This is a genomic window from Leptolyngbya sp. BC1307 (genome assembly GCF_002286735.1).
Taxonomy (GTDB): Bacteria; Cyanobacteriota; Cyanobacteriia; order Phormidesmidales; family Phormidesmidaceae; genus Phormidesmis.
Genome location: NZ_NRTA01000043.1, coordinates 16,160 through 32,899, shown reverse-complemented (window position 1 = coordinate 32,899; position 16,740 = coordinate 16,160). Strand labels below are relative to the sequence as shown.

Here is a 16,740-nt window from a genome sequence, read left to right as displayed (position 1 = left end):
TCTGGGCTTCGCCGCAGAGCTTTTTCTATCCGCCTGGCCAATGTGCTATTTGTTACTTGACTAGAAGCTCTGCTTTTCCCGCCTTGAGTTGATACCCCGATTCATCATTACCCTGTCGAGCTACGGCAAATAGAGAGCTAAGATGCCTTAATAATCACAATGTACGTGGCTTCTGTAATACGGTACATTCCATTGGGCGCTTGATCGAGAAAATCTAACCCTTTATCGAAAAGAATACGGTAAGTCGCATTGTTAGTGAGCCAGATAGTCAACTCACGCTGGTGAGGAAAAGGTGGTCTGTGGCGGTTTGGATATGGACGCATTTCGACTTTGAGCTGTCCAGGTAGCCTTGATAGTTCTTCCTCAATATCTTTACGGCGATGTGTGCTGCGGCTGTCGTATTCAGCCTTCAGTTGCTGTATGTGGATGGTGAGGTGAGAGGCCGCAGTTGTCCACTCACTCTGAAGTAGTGACTTTAGAATGTTGGCTCTAGGACTTTGCTGACTGTTCAGGTAGCGATCGCTATAAATCAGCTTCTTGATCTGGTTCCCTTTTAGAACTGACGATAGCCCCATCACTTCTCTGAGCTGTTCAAGCGTGAGTAGCTTCCCATCAGGCGTTAAAAAGATCACCTGCGTATTAGGATCTTCTAGCGCTTCAGATTCAACAACTGCTGCATCCTCTTTCAACGTTTGCAACTTCTGAAAAACAGACGCTACCCCTTGTTCACTCCGAGTTTGCAGCCATTCTACAGGTTTCCCATCTGAAGCGGGCTGGAGCTGCAAAGCTATTCTATGTGAGAGCTGACTGCTCAGACACAAGAGAGGATTTTGCCGCTGAGCTGTGGTATACAATTTCAATGTCCCCTGGTCAATCCACTGAGACAGTCGCTTGCGTAAAACCCTGACCTGATCGTCTTCACCTCGTTCAGGCAGGTCAGTCACAATAAGTTCTAGCGATGTGCTGCCGCCTAGCGCGTTGATCATTTGAGTCAATCGTTGGAGAGTGAATGGGGCAGCGATCGCAGGCAAATAGGCAATACTGCGCGCTCCAGCCATAGCGTAATAGCTGTCTAGCCTTTCAGACATTCGCAGCAAATCGACCCGGTTCGCATTCGGCGCAAAGGCTTTCAGCACCGCGTCCGGCTGTATATCTTCTACAATTGGGCTCAAAAATTCTGAAACGAGATGTCGATTAAGCTCATGGTGGAACGCCTGATTGGTATAGGTTCGCAGGCAGTCGTAACAACTGCTGCTACAGCTACAGGACTCGACTAGCTGGTAGGCACGCTGCAAGACTTCTGAGAACTGATCGGCAATGCGTCGGCTGTAGCCAGCCCCGCCGGGAACGTTGTCGTAAATAATAATTTCTGCCACGTTTCCAAAGCTCTGTTCGAGCGGGCTAAATAGGCCATCTAGTTCAGAGCGAGGAACGTCAATTATCTGAGCAGCGGCAGCGAGTAGGGCATAGGTGAGCGACCGCCAAAAAGCAGACCCGTCTACGGGCACGTCTGAGTCAGCATCCGAATGAATTTCTCGTCCGCCATCTAAATGAGTCACCGCCCCAAATAAGCTTTGAGGCTTTGCCGCAGGCGTAAAGCGAATTTTCAGCAAATCGCTGCGAAACTCGTGGCCCAGATGCGTAGGTTCGTGCCATCCTTCACACGCGATACCCGTAATGGGGTGAGTATGAGGGAGCGGCGAGGACTTTCTTTGCGAAGCTTTTTTCCGAGAAATCTTATTACGCAGCTCGGTCAGGTCACGGCCACACCGCCGACACAGCGCAAAGCCCTGATGCCTGCCGCCCTTACCGCCTTGATTGGCCAGAAAGAACTGACCGCCCTGGCTGGTGATGAGTTCAAAAAACGGCTCTAGCATCGGTTCTGAAGAATCGCCTTCCTGCGCCAGAAAAACCTGCGAAGTGGGCTGGCGCATAGGTTTTCTGCGAGGTGTGACGGCTGGGTTTTCGCTCCAGTCGGTGATAAAGGATTTAGGGACTTTGTAATGCCGGGGCTTTTGGTTAGCAGCGGGCAGCTTTACTGCGCAAACTGGACATTTAGGATCGCCGTCTTCTACACCTAGCCTAGCGAGCAGCGTTAAGTCTGTACTGCCTGCCATAAAAAAGTTGCAGGATTGGCAAACCCAGTAAGCGCGGCTAGGCAGGTCATCGGGCCGTAAGACCCCGACGCTTTTGTGGACGCGATCATCGACGACGACGCTTTGGCCAGGAGCATATTCCCCTAATGCTAGACGGCGATCGCGCTGTAGTCGATGCTTTCCCTGTCCTTTCGAGAAGCGTTGGCTCTCTCTGGTCAGCAGTTGCACCACGTCAATCGGAAACCCGTATATTGGTAGAATGCCTGCTTTCGCTAGCTCTTCATGAAGCTGTCGCTTCTGAATTTTCGTCAGTTCCTCTTTAATGCGGTCGCGCTTGTATTCAAAGCCTTTCTGCCGTTTGCTTTCATTCGCGTCCTCAGCGTCGCGAACTGCTTGTTTTAGACCGGTCAGTAAGTTTGATAAGGCGTTCCAATCTTCCAGTTGAGCAGTCTGAAATGCCTTCAGGTCTATTTCAAACTGCTCAAGAACAGAACCGGCGGGCTTCTGTGTCTTCAGTTGACTCAACCATTGCTGAACGCAAGTCTCCGCTTTCTGCCCATGTAGCCATTCTTTGAGCCGTAGCAAAATAGATTCTGTCGGAATTTTAGATAGCTGCATAAGGTTTTCAGGAAGACCCAAGAACCCAGCCATCATTATTTTTTCTGCCCCGGCACCGTATTCTGTCCGCAGGAACAAGGCCAGCAATTCGGCTCGAATATGCCGGTTTTGAATTTCAAAGTTGGTAGGATCGAGTTTGGGAACCTGATTCTTGCCATCGATTAGCTGCTCAGGACGCTCAAAATAATAGCGGTCATGAGGCCGGCGTTGGCCATACATAAGCGTAATAGCCACACCGTCTGTTCGCCTACCGGCTCGGCCTGCCCGCTGCTGATAGTTGCTCACATGGGGCGGAAAGTTGCGCAGCGCGACTGCCTGCAATTCACCAATATCTACCCCCATTTCTAGCGTTGTTGAGCAGCTCAGCAGGTTGATTTTGCCTTGCCGAAAACGGTTTTCGCGCTTGGCTAATTCTTCGGTACCTAGCTGAGCGGTGTGTTCTTGCGATCGCAGCGGCAGCGCTTTGCGCTTTTGAATCAAATGCCGATAGTGATGGTCTGAAAAATAATCTGAATCGAGATTGAAAGGCTGTAAAACACCTTCACACTGAGGCGCTAAGCAGCGATCAACGCCTACTGTAGATTGCTTGGAAACCTCAGAAAGTCCTGGAACCTGGAAGATTTGCTGACAGGTATTGCACTGATGCCAATCGTGGGCAGTCTGCCTGAGATTGACCAGCTCCCAATGAAGCTGACGACCATCTCTGTATTTAACTAAAGTACCCTGCCGAAGCAGCTCATCAAATAGCCACGACAAACTCTCTTCAGAAGGAAGGCCCTGCAAAAAAATGCAATAGTACATGACAATCTGATTCTGCCGCTGTGCCGGTTCACCGTTTGCTTTCTTCCGCCAGAGAAAGGAAATTGCCTGCGTGTCTTTTGGATCTCTTTCTAGCTTTAAGTAACTTTGAGAGCGACCTTTGGCATCAAATCTGGCAGGTTGTCCGCCGCTGACGCCTCCTGTTTCTGGGAAATAGCGAGACGTTCCCTGAAGGTCAATCGCACCCATCAGCCGAATCATATCTGTTAGCCCCGTCAGAAAGATCCGGGCGATCATAAAATTCTCAGTCACTGGCAACTTGAATTGCTCGGTTACCTGCGCTAAGAAAGAGGGAGAAAAATCTTCTATGTGACAGCTCAGCAGCCCTAGTGCCTCAACCGAAAACCGACGAGCAGACGGCACCCCAAATTCCCGAATCAGCAGCTCTTTAGCACGGCTCCGTGCTCGTTTTGCACAGTCGATTTGATTCAGACTACTCTCTTCATTCGTATCATCAGCAACATAGCTACGATGATGTTTATCAGATTCTCTATCTGGATGAGGAATAGATCTTTCTAAGAAATATTCAACTAACTTTTCTTCTACTTGGTTGACTGAGGTGACATTGTTCTCTTGTACTTCCTCAAAAGCTCGCCAAATTAGCTGTCTGTAGAGAGCCTCGGTATGGGTGCGCTGAAAATCAGAAGCAAAGAAAGCCGCATCTTGCCGCCCATCGGAAAAAGTGAGAAGTTTACGTCCAGTCGCTTGTAAAGAGTCTTTTTCTGTTTTTGGCTGGGGCAACAGCTCAAACAAGCTATCAAGCATGACTTCTAAGGGCGCATCGGTATAAGAGACAAATCGCCCAATAGGAGAGGCGTGCGATCGCCTTGCCCCACAGGCAGGGCACTGGTTGAGATAGCCCCCCTCAAGATTAACGGCTTTGGGCGGGCGATGCCAAACCAACTGATGTGCTGATGAAGCTGACTCATCAATCGGATTGCCACTTTTCTTCCCGATCCAGCCATTGCTCCGTCCGCTTTTGCAAATCTCAAAGCTTCCTACAGTGTCTTTGACCGCTGTTTCTGTAGTATCTATCTCCTCGCTATCGTCTCCTTCATCATTAGTGACACTATCTAAATTCCCAGCGGTAAGGACGTAAACTGAATGACTGTTCTCTAGCGCTTCTAAAGAACGGGGCAATAGCTGTAGCTCATCGCTTTGGCCCAAATGAGTCAATCCATACGACTGGCCGCACTTACGACAGCTAGCGAGTTCTACTACAGGTGACGCACAGCACTCACAATCAACCTTGCTATTGAGATACAACTTGCCATAGCAGTTGGAACGCTCACCCACAGATGGGTCAACAGCCGCTTCTTTGCACTTGGCATCAACGCAAGCATAAAGCCCTTCCATACTGCGAAACAGTAGATGGAGTCTCACCGGAAGCAGCGGCAGCGAATGCGCGTTCTCTTTGGCTAAGGTTCCGAGTTTGACTAAGTTAGAAAGCGCTTTCTCTAGCTTCTTGTCTACCTGTGATGGCAGGCTACCATCTAATGCTGTAGGCACTTCCCAGAGTTGAGGCGATCGCGCTAGTTGATTCCATGGCTGAGGGCTTTTGCCAAGGCATTCAATCAAACGGTGAATGGTTGGGTTTCGTCCCAAAACCAACCACAGAAAATGATGAATATCCCTGGCCTGATTAGCGGCATCTTCTAGTGTCGGCTCAGGGATGAGATAACTCAACTCCTCTCGCCATTCCTCCATTGAACTATCTAGGGCAGGAATGTCTAAGTCGTAAAAGTGCTCGTAGATATCGGATTCTGTCAGGCCGTCTGGCAGATTGTAGGGAGTGCCCAACCGTTGGTTTACCGGAATGCGATCACCCCAAATTACTTGCTCAAAAGGTTCGCTAAATAAGTCTTGGGCAAATTCGCTCACTTGGCTAACGACGTTTTCTTTTGTGCGATCGCCTAGCGTGGCACTGGTTGCAATGCCCTGCATCTGACCTTCATCTTCAATGCCAACAGCAGACTTGAACCGCTTAATCAGCATAGCTACCTCCGTACCGGTTGAGCCGCTGTAGGAGTGCGCTTCATCCACCACCAGCATCTTAAAATGCTGAGCGCTGGCAAAAATTGACTCCCGCTCCTGCGGACGGATCAGCATATGCTCCAGCATGGAGTAGTTTGTGACTAAGATTTGAGGCGGGTTTTCCCAAATCTCTTCTCTAGAGATTGCCTGTACCCTCATAATTTTGTCTATAGCAGCATCGACAAGATATTCAGGGCGACTGAGATTACACGATGCTTTTTCTTCTTTTGTAAACAGCGCTAAAAGTTCTTCTCGATCACTGGCTTCTAGCTCTGCCTTAAGACTCTCTCTGGCATCTTGAGGTGTTTTTTCAGTGCGGCTGGTGTAAAACCCAAACCGAACCAGCGCCTGCTCTTCACCCTGATGACAAAGCACCTGCCGTAACCGCTTTACCTGGTCGTTGACCAGCGCATTCATCGGGTACAAAATTAAAGCCTGTACACCCTTTTGCGGGTGCTTAAGCAGGTAATCCATCATTGGAATGAGGAAGCATTCTGTTTTGCCCGATCCAGTTCCAGTCGCAACGACGATGTTTTCCTGTCGCGCTGCAACCGCTATGATGGCTTCTTCCTGATGCTTATAAAGTACGCGCGTCGGATCAAACATCTTGAGAACTGACGGATGCAGTATCTTTTGTGCCACCAGATTCTCAAGACTGGTGCCTGCTTGATAGGGCTGCGCTCCCTCAAGATAAGGATATTGATAGATCGCCCCTGGCTCCTCTAACAGTTGCTTGAAGCCATATCTCAGATGCGGGTCGCGTAGGGGATACGCGGTGAGTAGATAGCGAATCAGGTTCTGGCGAGGTTGTTGCGCAGCATCAATCGGGTTGAGGTAGTCAGACATAAAGGTAAATAACTAAGAACAATAAATAAGGCTCAAACTAACTTGCAGCCCAACCGAGCAAGCGCTTCACACACAAATGGACGATGAGATGGCTGAAAGCGTCGCGTCCTGGGTTGATTTTCATCGGGTTCAGACAACCGCCAAAGCCACTGTGCGTAGGTGCTAGGCAGCGTAGTCTTTTGCAAATTTAATCGGCCCGGTGTTTCATCCCAAGCAAGGAGAATAGGGCAATCCATCTGCCGGTCTAGCCAAAACATAGCTAAGCAGGCTTCGTCAGGAGTCAGCTCATACATCTGCGCTTCTTCAAACCAAAGATATTCACCCGTAGGCAATCTTAGAAGCGAGCGATCAGCGATCTGATGTCGGGTAGTGGATTGCCATCGATCCCACTGCCCTGCTCCAAGCTCAGGAATGTATGATTGAACGTTGACTGTTCCTTGAAGTGTATAAAATGGATCTTCGGGCCACTCTGCCCCAAGTAGCCGAGAGCGTTTTGGACAGTCAGGATTAAGTAACTGTATTACGCTGTCTGAGACGGTCAGGAGCCGGATATGACAATTTTTCAGACGCGCTTCGAGCCAATCAAACTTCTGAAGTTTAGGATGCAGAATAGTTCGATCACAAGGCTGTCCAGTTTCTAGAGCTTGATGCGCCAGCTTTAGATATGCGCGATCGCCCTTAAACAAAATCCCGATCAAATCCGTTTTATCTTCTGTAATTACAGTAGGCGGAGCCATGCAAAATTGATTGCCCATACCTATGAGGATTTCTCCTTGAGCTTGCAGTTCTAGCAAGCTTTCATAGACGTTACTTTTGAGAGCCTCTGTAGCGTGGTGTGGTGGCAAACTGGATTCAAGAAGCTTTGTAATCGCATTTAACGTTAGCGGCTTTGCCAGACTAAAGCAGTGAGCGTGTCGGTGATTGCTTAATATTTTTATGATTTGCTGCTTACTCATCGTTTTCCCCAAGCGATCAGACTTATACTCGTGTAGAGAGTAGACGCAACATCATTTGCAGTATCTTCTAGAATAGTAAAGTCCTGCTGACTTCCGATCTTAATCAAAATCAAATCTTTCAGAATCGGATCTTTGATGAGTTCGATATTGTGCTGTGTCAATCCAGTTTTCTTTAGCTGATTCGAGAACCTCGTGCAAAATGCTTTACGTATTTCACGTGTGTTGTTTTTGATATTAAGAGAGTAAGTTATCTGTTGAGGTTCAGATTCTACACTCGTCCGCTTTTTATCTGAAGACAGCTCATCAGCACTTGCCTTTGGCAAAAGGTATCTCTGCTCTGTCACGATATTGTCCATCGACTCTTCGCAAGACACATCTAATAGGCTTTGATGGTCTTCACCCTGTCGCTGATAGCTCAAGCCATACCTACCTGACTCAGGTAGGTCATCCCGAAAAGATGCCAACGATATAGATAGTAGGCCAAACGAGTTAGCATGTCTGGTAAAGGAATGCTTTTCTTTCTGGCTTTCAAGTGTAAAAATAACTTCTTCTAGTGGCCATAAGTTCTTCAACTTTAGCTCTTCCAACCAAAAGTCTTGAGTTGAAGAGACCCAAATTGGCATAGAGAGAGGTTGCTCGTCGAGGTCGTACGCCTGAGCTTGATCGATAAGTAAGGATTGCTCAAGCTCAAAACTAGAGCGAAGCTCAAATTTCTCATGCCAGCGCTCATTCTCATTCCAGATAAGCACGGAATACTTGCCCTTACTATCAATCCATTTTGATAATTCGATTGCCTGCCAAGTGTCGCTAGCTTTTAATCGAATTTGCTCATCTGCTTCAGTGAGTACTTTACGAGTATTCAGATTCTCAATCCGAATACTCACGGTCTTAGGCAAAAGGACAGATGGATGCCAAACAGAAGGCGCTTCCAGGTAAATTGGTGTTTTGTGCTTCAGCTTAAGTCCTCGAAGCTGAAGAAATTCTTCCTGAGATCTTTCCCACGGAACAACTTTTGTAGATTGAGCACCGTGAACTGTTAGCTGTGCCTGCTCGTCAGCCAACCGAATCTGCTGACCTCGCCAACCAGCAATACTACAGGGAACAAAGCTCTTTTCGACTTTAACGCCTTTAGATAACGCTATTTGAACGTCTCTAGAGTGGAAAACAATAATATCAGTAATACCTCTCAACCCATCATGTGGTGACAGGTGATCGCCTGTCTCAGCATCGAAAAACAAAAGCGGTAAAGCAGGTGAAGTCCCCTCGCAGCACCACTCTGTTAGAGACGTATTGCTGTGCGATCGCAAATGCCAAACCCATTCATTAGCGACTTGTTCGACTAGCGACGTAACGTCTTCTGAAATCTCTAGCTTTCCATTCCTTGAAAACGTTGACTCCCAGCCTCGCTCTGGAATATTCACATAGGTATCGCTCAAGACTTTCCAGTCTGAACTTTGAAGTGTTTGAGCAGGCAAAACAAGCTGAATTTCCTCCGTGTCAAATATATCGAGCCATAACGACAAAGGCTTTTTACGATGGCTGACAATACTGCGCCTACGATGCAAACTATTGCTTTGCGGTGTAAGTACGCTGACGAAATCATCCCAGTCGCGAAGGAAAAAAGTATTAGACAACCCAAAGTTCTGAAGGAGTCTTTCTCGTTCATGGGCATCCTTCAGTACTACTGGATTTAGACCTTTTTGCTCCAAAGACTTAGCGACAAAGGCAATCCCCTTGAGTATTTGCCCCGAGATAGGTTCTACGCTATCGTCATCTTTCGCACAGCTACTGCTCAGGAAAGTGAGTAGCTTTCCCCACTGAGGATGGTGTTCCTGACAAAAATCGTACAACAAACAGGATAGATCTTCCGGCTCCGCATCATTAATATCCCACCAATCGTACTGTGATGAGAGTTCTGCTAACAATTGAGCAAATTGAGCCAAATTTTGCTGAGGAATACCACTTTGCAGCCATAGCGTTGAAACATAGCGATTTTTCTTTTGAGCTTGCACTAGACCAAGCAGATTGAATCCTTGATTAAGCACTTCTCTGAGCGCGTTTTGAATCCCTTGGCTGTTTTCTACACTCAGGTGATCGCACACCCCCTGCCAAAAACCATCTTCACCGTCGTCATAGTAGGCATATTCAGATAGCGCCAGCGTGACAATGCGGATCCAGTATTTCTTAGGGTCGTTCAGGTTGAAGCGATCGCATAACCGCTTAAAAGTTACCGAACTCAACCGGTTCAGGTTCTCTGAGGTGATGTCTAATAGCTGATCTGAGTCTAGCTTTGATAATCGAAGGCTACCCAAGAAGCGATGTCCTGACGGACGATTAAAATGGCCCCAGTTGCTCTCAATCCTAAGCTTCCGCCAAACCTGTTCCGCTCGTCCAGACCGAGAAAAATCCACCTCGCTCATTTTTCAAACATGTTCCTTAGGCTCCTTTTCATAGAAAGTGCCCAGTAGCTAAGGAAAAATCTGCACGAACAGGCAGCGGCTATAAACTTTTCGGCTTATGCGGCTCGCTAATTAAAGCTTCTTTACCCAAAAATCTCCGCTGTGCCGGTTTTGTCAGAAAACGTTAAAACAACGGCCAGTTTCCAGCCACAAGGCGATCTCCAACACGGAGATCGTTCACTCAATCCCCTCAAAGTGCTGTTGAGTAATAGACCCCAAACACGAGATCAGCCCTAATCTTGTGGCCGAATCTGCGCAAGCTTGAGTTTATCTGCGTAGTTTTTATCGATCATCTGAGTCGAGGTATCGCACCATTTTGCGATCACTGTACTCGGTACGCCCTTTATTAATTGCGTCGTAATGAATGTGTCTCGACAACAGTAGGGAGTCGTATCAGGCTTGATAGGATTGACGATCCGAGTCCAGGCTCTTCGAGAAAAGTTACGATAGCTGATAGAGTCTCCATCCCGCGAAGGAAAAACAAGCTGAGTGGGCCGTGGTTCTTCCGGCATGATCGACTCTAGCAAAGCCTGAACTCGCCTGGAAACAGCGATTTGCCGAGTTTTATTATTTTTGCTCCCCTTGCTGCGAATCCGGCGGTTTCCGATTTGTACCAGCGAGCCTTCAAAGCTGATGGTGCCAAAGTCTTCTGAAATGTGCTGCCACTGCAAACCAATTGCCTCACTCGGTCTGCAACCTACGCAGAACAAAAATTCAACGAATGGGGCGTAGTGGCTATAGTTCATGCCTTTACGCTGATCGCGCCGAAACGCCTCAATAACCCGATCTCGCTCTTCTTCAGTAAAGGCATTCGGCTTAGGATCGACCTGATAACGGTATTTAGGCAGCTCCTGGGCCATCCCTTCAAAGGGGTTAGACGAAACCAGCTTGTGTTTCTTGCCCCAGCGGCAGGCCGCAGCCAAATACATGAGCCCATCCTTCGTGCGGTAGATGGTAGTGACCTGCTCCAGTTTTTGTTTGACTATCAAAGGCTCGTCGATAGTCACCTCCCCTAACTTCCTATATAACCGAGTGAGATTGTCATACTTTTCCTGAGTCTTGGGCTTCAACCCAGACCGTTTGTCAGCGGCATATCGCTCCCAAAGTTCCATAACCTTCATACTCTGAAGCTGTGCGGGCTCTAGCGCGGCTAGCTGAGCTGGCTTGGGCTTGCCGTATTTCACCAGAGAATAGTCAAAGCGCTCAAGGGCTATATCCGACTCCATGAGCTTGGCTTTGGCTTCAACCACTTTCCGGTTGATGGCAGCATCGGCCAGGTCAGTCGAAAGATACTTTTGCTTACCGTCATACAGGTGCCGGGGCAGTCGTATCCGTAATCTGCCGCGAAAGGATTCAATGCCTACAGAACCTTTGGGTGCTCTGCCTGATTTTTTGCTGTACATGGTGAGTGCTCAAAAGTAGTACATCGATAGCGAACTAACGTACTCATCTTTGATAGTCAAATGATAGTCAAACGGGAGCTAAAGTCGCCTAAAAATGACCAACTGTTACAAAGCCGCTTCCTGACAAAGGAATTTGACCAGCTTTCAAAACCATTGATTTACAAGCCTTTGAGTGCTGCAAGTCAACGGTTTCAGTCATTTACGTAATTATGGGCGATACGGGGTTCGAACCTGTGACCTCTTCCGTGTGAAGGAAGCGCGCTACCACTGTGCTAATCGCCCTTGGCTATTCACTTTAACATGTTTACAAACGGTCTGAGCGACCAGCCAATACGGCCAGCGCGATGGTTTGTGAGCTCACTCCATCGACTCATTCCACAGGTCGCTCGTCTGCCGAATGCTGGCAAAATCACCGTTGCCCAAAATCAGATGATCTAGCAGCGGAATGCCGAGGAGATGAGCGCCTTTGAGCAGTTGTCGGGTGAGATGAATGTCTTCAGTGCTGGGCTCTAAGCTGCCTGAAGGATGATTGTGCGCGACGATCACGCGAGTTGCGCCGCGTCTGATTACTTCGCGGAAGATTTCTCGGGGGTGGGCCAGGGTTTCGGTGGCGGTGCCGATGGTGATTACCTTAGAGCCGATGATGCGATGCTTCACATCTAGCAGTAAGACAGCAAAGCGCTCTTGAGACTGCCACATCAGTTCGTGACCGAGGGCGGCTGCCGCTACGCTCGGATCATCTACTACGGTGAGGTTCAGCGGCTGGCTTTGTAAAACCCGTTTGCCTAGCTCTATCGCCGCCAAAATCGTCGCAGCTTTGGCGGGGCCAACCCCCGAAATTTCGATTAATTCTTCTGCGGTGACATCTCGCAGGGCCAAGAGGCCGTCGCCGCTGTGCTGATCTTTACCCAAGTGCTGTAGCAAAAAATGACCCAGCCCGACTGCCGATAGTTTGCCTGGCCCCTGACCTGTGCTCAGCAAAATGGCAACCAGCTCAGCGGCAGAGAGACGCTTGGCACCGTGAGCTAGCAGCCGCTCACGAGGTCTTTCGGCCTCGGCCATATCAGCAACTCGCAGGCTATAAGTCATAAGGGTGAGCAAGCAGAGAACTCTTTTCAGTGAGCCCGAAACCGCTCTCAAAACACCGTAAGCTGAGGTGAAGATACCGGGCTATTTTGCGATGTCGTCTGAACAACCGCCTGAGGCACTATCTGCCAAGCTAATGTCTGCCAAGCTAAAAACCGTCCGTCAGGCGCTGATAAAGGTCAGCCTGGCAGAGACACCCCCTACCCTTTCTGCCGAACAAAGGCAGGCCATCTGCTCAGATCTGCTGTGGCTCAACGAAATCAGTGAGTATCAAACGCTCGGCATCTGTGCCGACACGCTTGCAGCCGCAGCAGCTGCGCTTGAAAGCTACGTTGCCGCACTCAGTCAGCCGATTCAGCTAGACATTCCAGACCGGGCAGGCGCTGTTTATCTTAAGTTTAATACGCTTAAGAATGCGTGGTATTTGGATGGCTATAGCGGCAAATCGCGAGGTGTTTTGATGACCTATCACACTTCTGAACCTGAGCTAGAGCAAGTCAACGGGACGTATGGGCCTTTCCCGCTGGATTTGTTTTGATAAGGCCAGAGGCGACCGTTGTAAATGCAGTACCTTTAGCGGAGAAGATCGTTAGGGGCTATATGAAAAGGATAAACAATGGCTGCATGGCTCCCTTTTAGAAAAAACAAAATATTTTGATGAGAGAATGGGAAACCTGAGGGTGGCTGTTCGTTGGGGGCGCTCTGTGGCTGAAACTCTGAAGCGGGTACCGGAAAAGTACGGATTTAATGAGTAGTGGGTGGGCGGTGTCTTGTGTAAATAGGCTGACTGTTCAAGTTTTCTTGAGGGGCAAAGTAAGTTCGGAGCGGAAAGCAAGTCAACATCGACCCGCCCAGAGAGGTTACATCATCGGTTGCCTCTACTGCGCAGGCGGATAGCTTAATTTCCATAAAGCATACGCACTTACCTCAAAAACATCACGGAGACACCTTCCATGAAAACCGAACTCAAAGCCAAAATGCTTCAGTATTTCTCTGCAAAGAAAAAGGGCAACGGCGGTTTCACGCTCATTGAGCTTCTCGTTGTTATCATCATCATCGGTATTCTGTCGGCCATCGCCCTGCCTTCTTTCCTCAACCAGGCCAACAAAGCCAAGCAGTCTGAAGCTAAGACCTACGTTGGCTCCATGAACCGCGCTCAGCAGGCTTACTACCTGGAGAATGACGAGTTTGCAGGTGCTGATAACTTTGGCGAACTCGGTTTAGGCATTGCTTCCGAGACTAGCAACTACGAATACGAAATTACAGCTCCTACAACTGTTGCACCTGTCGGTGTAACCAACAGAGCTAAGCCCCGAGTAGAAGCAGCATCTATTAAGGCATATATCGGTGGCGTTGAGCTTGCTACGGTCAATGACAATGAAGCGACTACCTTGGCTATACTTTGTGAAGCCAATGAGTCAAAGGCTGTTGCAGGTACGCCTGCTGACGTTGATGGCAACCAAACGGTCGCTTATGGAAACACGACAGTTCCTGCAACTTCTTGTACGGCCAACTACAAGCCCGTGAATTAACGCTTGAACGCGCTGTTCGGCAAGTTCATCTGACTAGATAGTGTTAAAGCAGCTAAGTAGGATAAAACCGCTTGGCTGCTTTTAGGTATATTCCATACGTACAAACAGATTGTTAGTATATATCTCCCACCTCTGACTATGACTGAAAAGCCGATCAATGCAATCAAAAACATCGCGTTTATTTTAGCCGTCTCTAGTGCAGTTGGTGTACTGCAAAGTTCTGCTCTGAATAAGCTGAAGACTAGCAGTTCACAAGCTCTCATGACTGATCAACAGCTATCCGGTCAGCTAGAAAAGCTCAAGTTACTCAGCGAGGGGCCGAGCTTTGGTTTTAGAAACGTTGTCGCTAACTGGAGCTTTTTGGAGTTCTTACAGTATTTTGGCGATAACCAAAACCGTCAGACTAGCGGCTATGGTTTGAGCCCTAACTACATGGAAGCAGTCTTAAATCACGATCCTTACTACCGGCCCTTCTACATCTTTCTCTCTGAAAGCACGACCTTCTACGCCGGCATGCCAGATAAAACAGTAGAAATCATAGACAAAGGACTCTCTTCATTTGGGCAGCAAAAGCCTGCCGACAGCTACTACATCTGGCGATATAAGGGCACTGATGAGCTGTTGTTTCTCAACGATGGCGATGAAGCACAACACTCTTTTGAGATGGCAGCACAGTGGGCGGCTGAGTCTGACGATGCCGGTAGCCAGCAGATGGCGGCTTTATCCGCGCAGACGGCGGCGTATTTGGCTGCCAATCCAGAGAGTATGGAGGCTAAGGTGAATGCCTGGAGCAGTATTCTCACCACGGCAATAGACGACGCAACTCGTGAGCGAGCCGTTGCTCAGATTAGAGCATTAGGCGGCGACGTTGTGTTTTCTGAAGATGGCGGTATTAAGATCGAATTTGCGCAGGAAGGCGGGCAAGGCTCCGAGAGCTGAGCTAGTCGGGGGCAGTACGCATCTTGAAGAAGGCATAGCAGGCGTCAGCTATGCGGAGGCATTCGCGCTTTGCGATATGAGCCATTGCTCATTCATCGACCACGCTATTGCCTTGTAAACTCGTGTTGTTCTAGTTCGGGCGCGTAATTTCTACAGCGACAGTGCCGCTGAAATTGGGGATAGGTGGAGTGGGTTTGGTGACTTTTACATTGATTTGTTGAATACGAGGGTCACTTTTAAGGGCATGAGTCGCAACCGCATCTGCCAAACTCTCAATTAGCTTAAATTTCTCTGTTTGAATCAGCCGCTGAGTCTCTTGAACAATCTCTACATAGCTGTGCGTATCTTCTAGCGCATCGCTTTTGCCCGCCGCAGAGAGATCGATAGAGATTTTGAGATCGACAATAAACCATTGGCCTAAAACATTTTCCTCTTTAAGCACGCCGAGGTAGCCAAAGGCTTTGATGCCGTTGATATGAATGGTATCCATAGGGGAAAGTGTGAAGGATGAGTGATGAACGATGAAGTGATTCGCGAAGTGAGAAGCGAGCTAAACAGATCTAAACTCATCGTTCATCCTTCTGACTTCATCGTTGATAAAAAATCTTTGTGAGTGAAAGGTTTTGCATCTGCACCGGAGTAGGTCGCAACAATGTGACCGTCTCCTACAAGCTGATACTTGTAAGTGACCAGCCCTTCTAACCCTACCGGGCCACGAGGGGGCATTTTTTGAGTGCTGATGCCGACTTCTGCGCCGAAGCCGTAGCGGAAGCCATCAGCAAAGCGAGTGGAGCAGTTGTGGTACACACCCGCAGCGTCAACCTGAGCCATGAAGATGTCGGCGGCAGATTGGTCGGTGGTGGCGATCGCCTCCGTATGCCGCGATCCATAAGTGTTGATATGGTCTATCGCCGCCTCTAGCGAATCGACCACGCGAATCGCTAAAATCAGGTCGCTATATTCAGTTGACCAGTCATCTTCTGTTGCCGGTTTGATATTGCTCAAAATCTGCTGGCTCTCCTGATCGCCCCGTAGCTCAACGCCCTCGGCTTGCAAAGCTTCAGCAATAACTGGCAGCACTTTAGCGGCAATCTCTTGATGAACTAAAAGCGTTTCGACGGCATTGCAGGCCGAAGGATAGCCCACTTTAGAATCAACCACAATTGACTTGCTCTGTTCAATATCAGCGGCTTTGTCTATATAGAGGTGACAGATGCCGTCAGCATGACCCAGTACCGGAATGCGAGTATTGGCCTGCACGTATTGCACAAACGAGTTAGAGCCGCGAGGAATGATCAAATCGACGTACTGATCGAGCGCCAGCAGGGCGTTGGTTTCTTCGCGGGTCGTCAAAAGCTGAACGGCGTTAGGATTTGCCCCGGCATTGGCAGTACCTTGGCGAATAGCAGTGACCAGCGCAGTACAAGAGCGAATCGCTTCGCGGCCCCCTTTCAGAATCACGCCGTTGCCAGACTTAATGGCCAGGGCAGAAATTTGCATGACCGCATCCGGGCGCGATTCAAAGATGATACCTAAAACGCCGAGCGGGCAGGCGATGCGCTTGAGTGTCAGGCCGTCGTCGAGTTCGCGGTGAATGGTGATGTGGCCGGTTGGGTCGGGCAGCGCCGCTACGCTGCGGACGCCCTGAATAGCGCCTTTGAGTTTGATGTCATCGAGCTTTAATCTGCTGTAGAGTGGCTTGGCCAGGTTTTCTGTGAGGGCAGCTTGCAGGTCTGCCTGATTGGCCGCAGTGATGGTACCAGCCGCCGCCTCTAAAGCCTGAGCGATCGCCTCGATTATCTCATTTTTAGCCGCAGCCGAAAGCTGAGCCAGTTCGCGAGCGGCCTGCTGCGTTTGCTGAGCAATGGCCACCAGCGGCAATGCCGTAGACGTGGGGCTATTGGTAAACGGCGAGCTGGTTTGAGCGTTCATGGCGATAGCGCAAAAGAGTA

Annotated in this window: 10 protein-coding genes and 1 tRNA gene; 3 read left to right on the top strand and 8 right to left on the bottom strand. The window is 49.0% G+C overall.

The features are described from left to right. Window positions 1–137: 137 nt before the first annotated feature. The 6 genes from CKL79_RS17980 to radC form a co-directional block, all read right to left on the bottom strand. Entirely contained in the window at window positions 138–6,413 is a 6,276-nt protein-coding gene (locus CKL79_RS17980) for a DEAD/DEAH box helicase (protein ID WP_121970948.1), read from the bottom strand. A 32-nt stretch (window positions 6,414–6,445) separates the two neighbouring features. After that, window positions 6,446–7,369: a hypothetical protein gene (locus tag CKL79_RS17975; protein WP_121970947.1), complete on the bottom strand. Its 924-nt coding sequence runs from the start codon at window positions 7,367–7,369 to the stop codon at window positions 6,446–6,448. Continuing rightward, on the bottom strand, window positions 7,366–9,681 hold the full coding sequence (locus CKL79_RS17970) for a hypothetical protein (protein WP_205879140.1): 2,316 nt from the start codon (window positions 9,679–9,681) through the stop codon (window positions 7,366–7,368). The genes CKL79_RS17975 and CKL79_RS17970 overlap by 4 nt, the downstream gene beginning before the upstream one ends. A 380-nt stretch (window positions 9,682–10,061) precedes the next feature. Then, window positions 10,062–11,231: a tyrosine-type recombinase/integrase gene (locus tag CKL79_RS17965; protein ID WP_121970945.1), complete on the bottom strand. Its 1,170-nt coding sequence runs from the start codon at window positions 11,229–11,231 to the stop codon at window positions 10,062–10,064. A 210-nt stretch (window positions 11,232–11,441) separates the two neighbouring features. Continuing rightward, window positions 11,442–11,513: transfer RNA gene (locus tag CKL79_RS17960), tRNA-Val, on the bottom strand. Between the two features lie 75 nt (window positions 11,514–11,588). Next, entirely contained in the window at window positions 11,589–12,320 is a 732-nt protein-coding gene (gene radC / locus CKL79_RS17955; protein WP_121970944.1) for a DNA repair protein RadC, read from the bottom strand. Between the two features lie 91 nt (window positions 12,321–12,411). On the opposite strand from radC, the gene CKL79_RS17950 reads away from it, so the two are divergent. The 3 genes from CKL79_RS17950 to CKL79_RS17940 all read left to right on the top strand — a co-directional run bounded on the left by CKL79_RS17950 (window position 12,412) and on the right by CKL79_RS17940 (window position 14,788). After that, window positions 12,412–12,855 carry a DUF1824 family protein gene (locus CKL79_RS17950; RefSeq protein ID WP_240518948.1) on the top strand — a complete coding sequence of 148 codons (444 nt, stop codon included), beginning with the start codon at window positions 12,412–12,414 and terminating at the stop codon, window positions 12,853–12,855. A 415-nt stretch (window positions 12,856–13,270) separates the two neighbouring features. After that, on the top strand, window positions 13,271–13,849 hold the full coding sequence (locus CKL79_RS17945; protein ID WP_121970942.1) for a type IV pilin-like G/H family protein: 579 nt from the start codon (window positions 13,271–13,273) through the stop codon (window positions 13,847–13,849). A 261-nt stretch (window positions 13,850–14,110) separates the two neighbouring features. Next, complete coding sequence (locus tag CKL79_RS17940) at window positions 14,111–14,788, top strand: hypothetical protein (protein ID WP_141242230.1); 678 nt, start codon at window positions 14,111–14,113, stop codon at window positions 14,786–14,788. 130 nt (window positions 14,789–14,918) lie between these two features. Here the strand turns inward: CKL79_RS17940 and folB are convergent, their stop codons facing one another. Together folB and CKL79_RS17930 are read right to left on the bottom strand one after the other, a co-directional pair. After that, the gene (gene folB / locus CKL79_RS17935; protein ID WP_121970940.1) at window positions 14,919–15,278 is read right to left on the bottom strand and encodes a dihydroneopterin aldolase; all 360 of its coding nucleotides are present in this window, start codon (window positions 15,276–15,278) and stop codon (window positions 14,919–14,921) included. Window positions 15,279–15,361: 83 nt separating this feature from the next. After that, complete coding sequence (locus tag CKL79_RS17930; protein ID WP_121970939.1) at window positions 15,362–16,720, bottom strand: glutamate-5-semialdehyde dehydrogenase; 1,359 nt, start codon at window positions 16,718–16,720, stop codon at window positions 15,362–15,364. Window positions 16,721–16,740 lie beyond the last annotated feature (20 nt).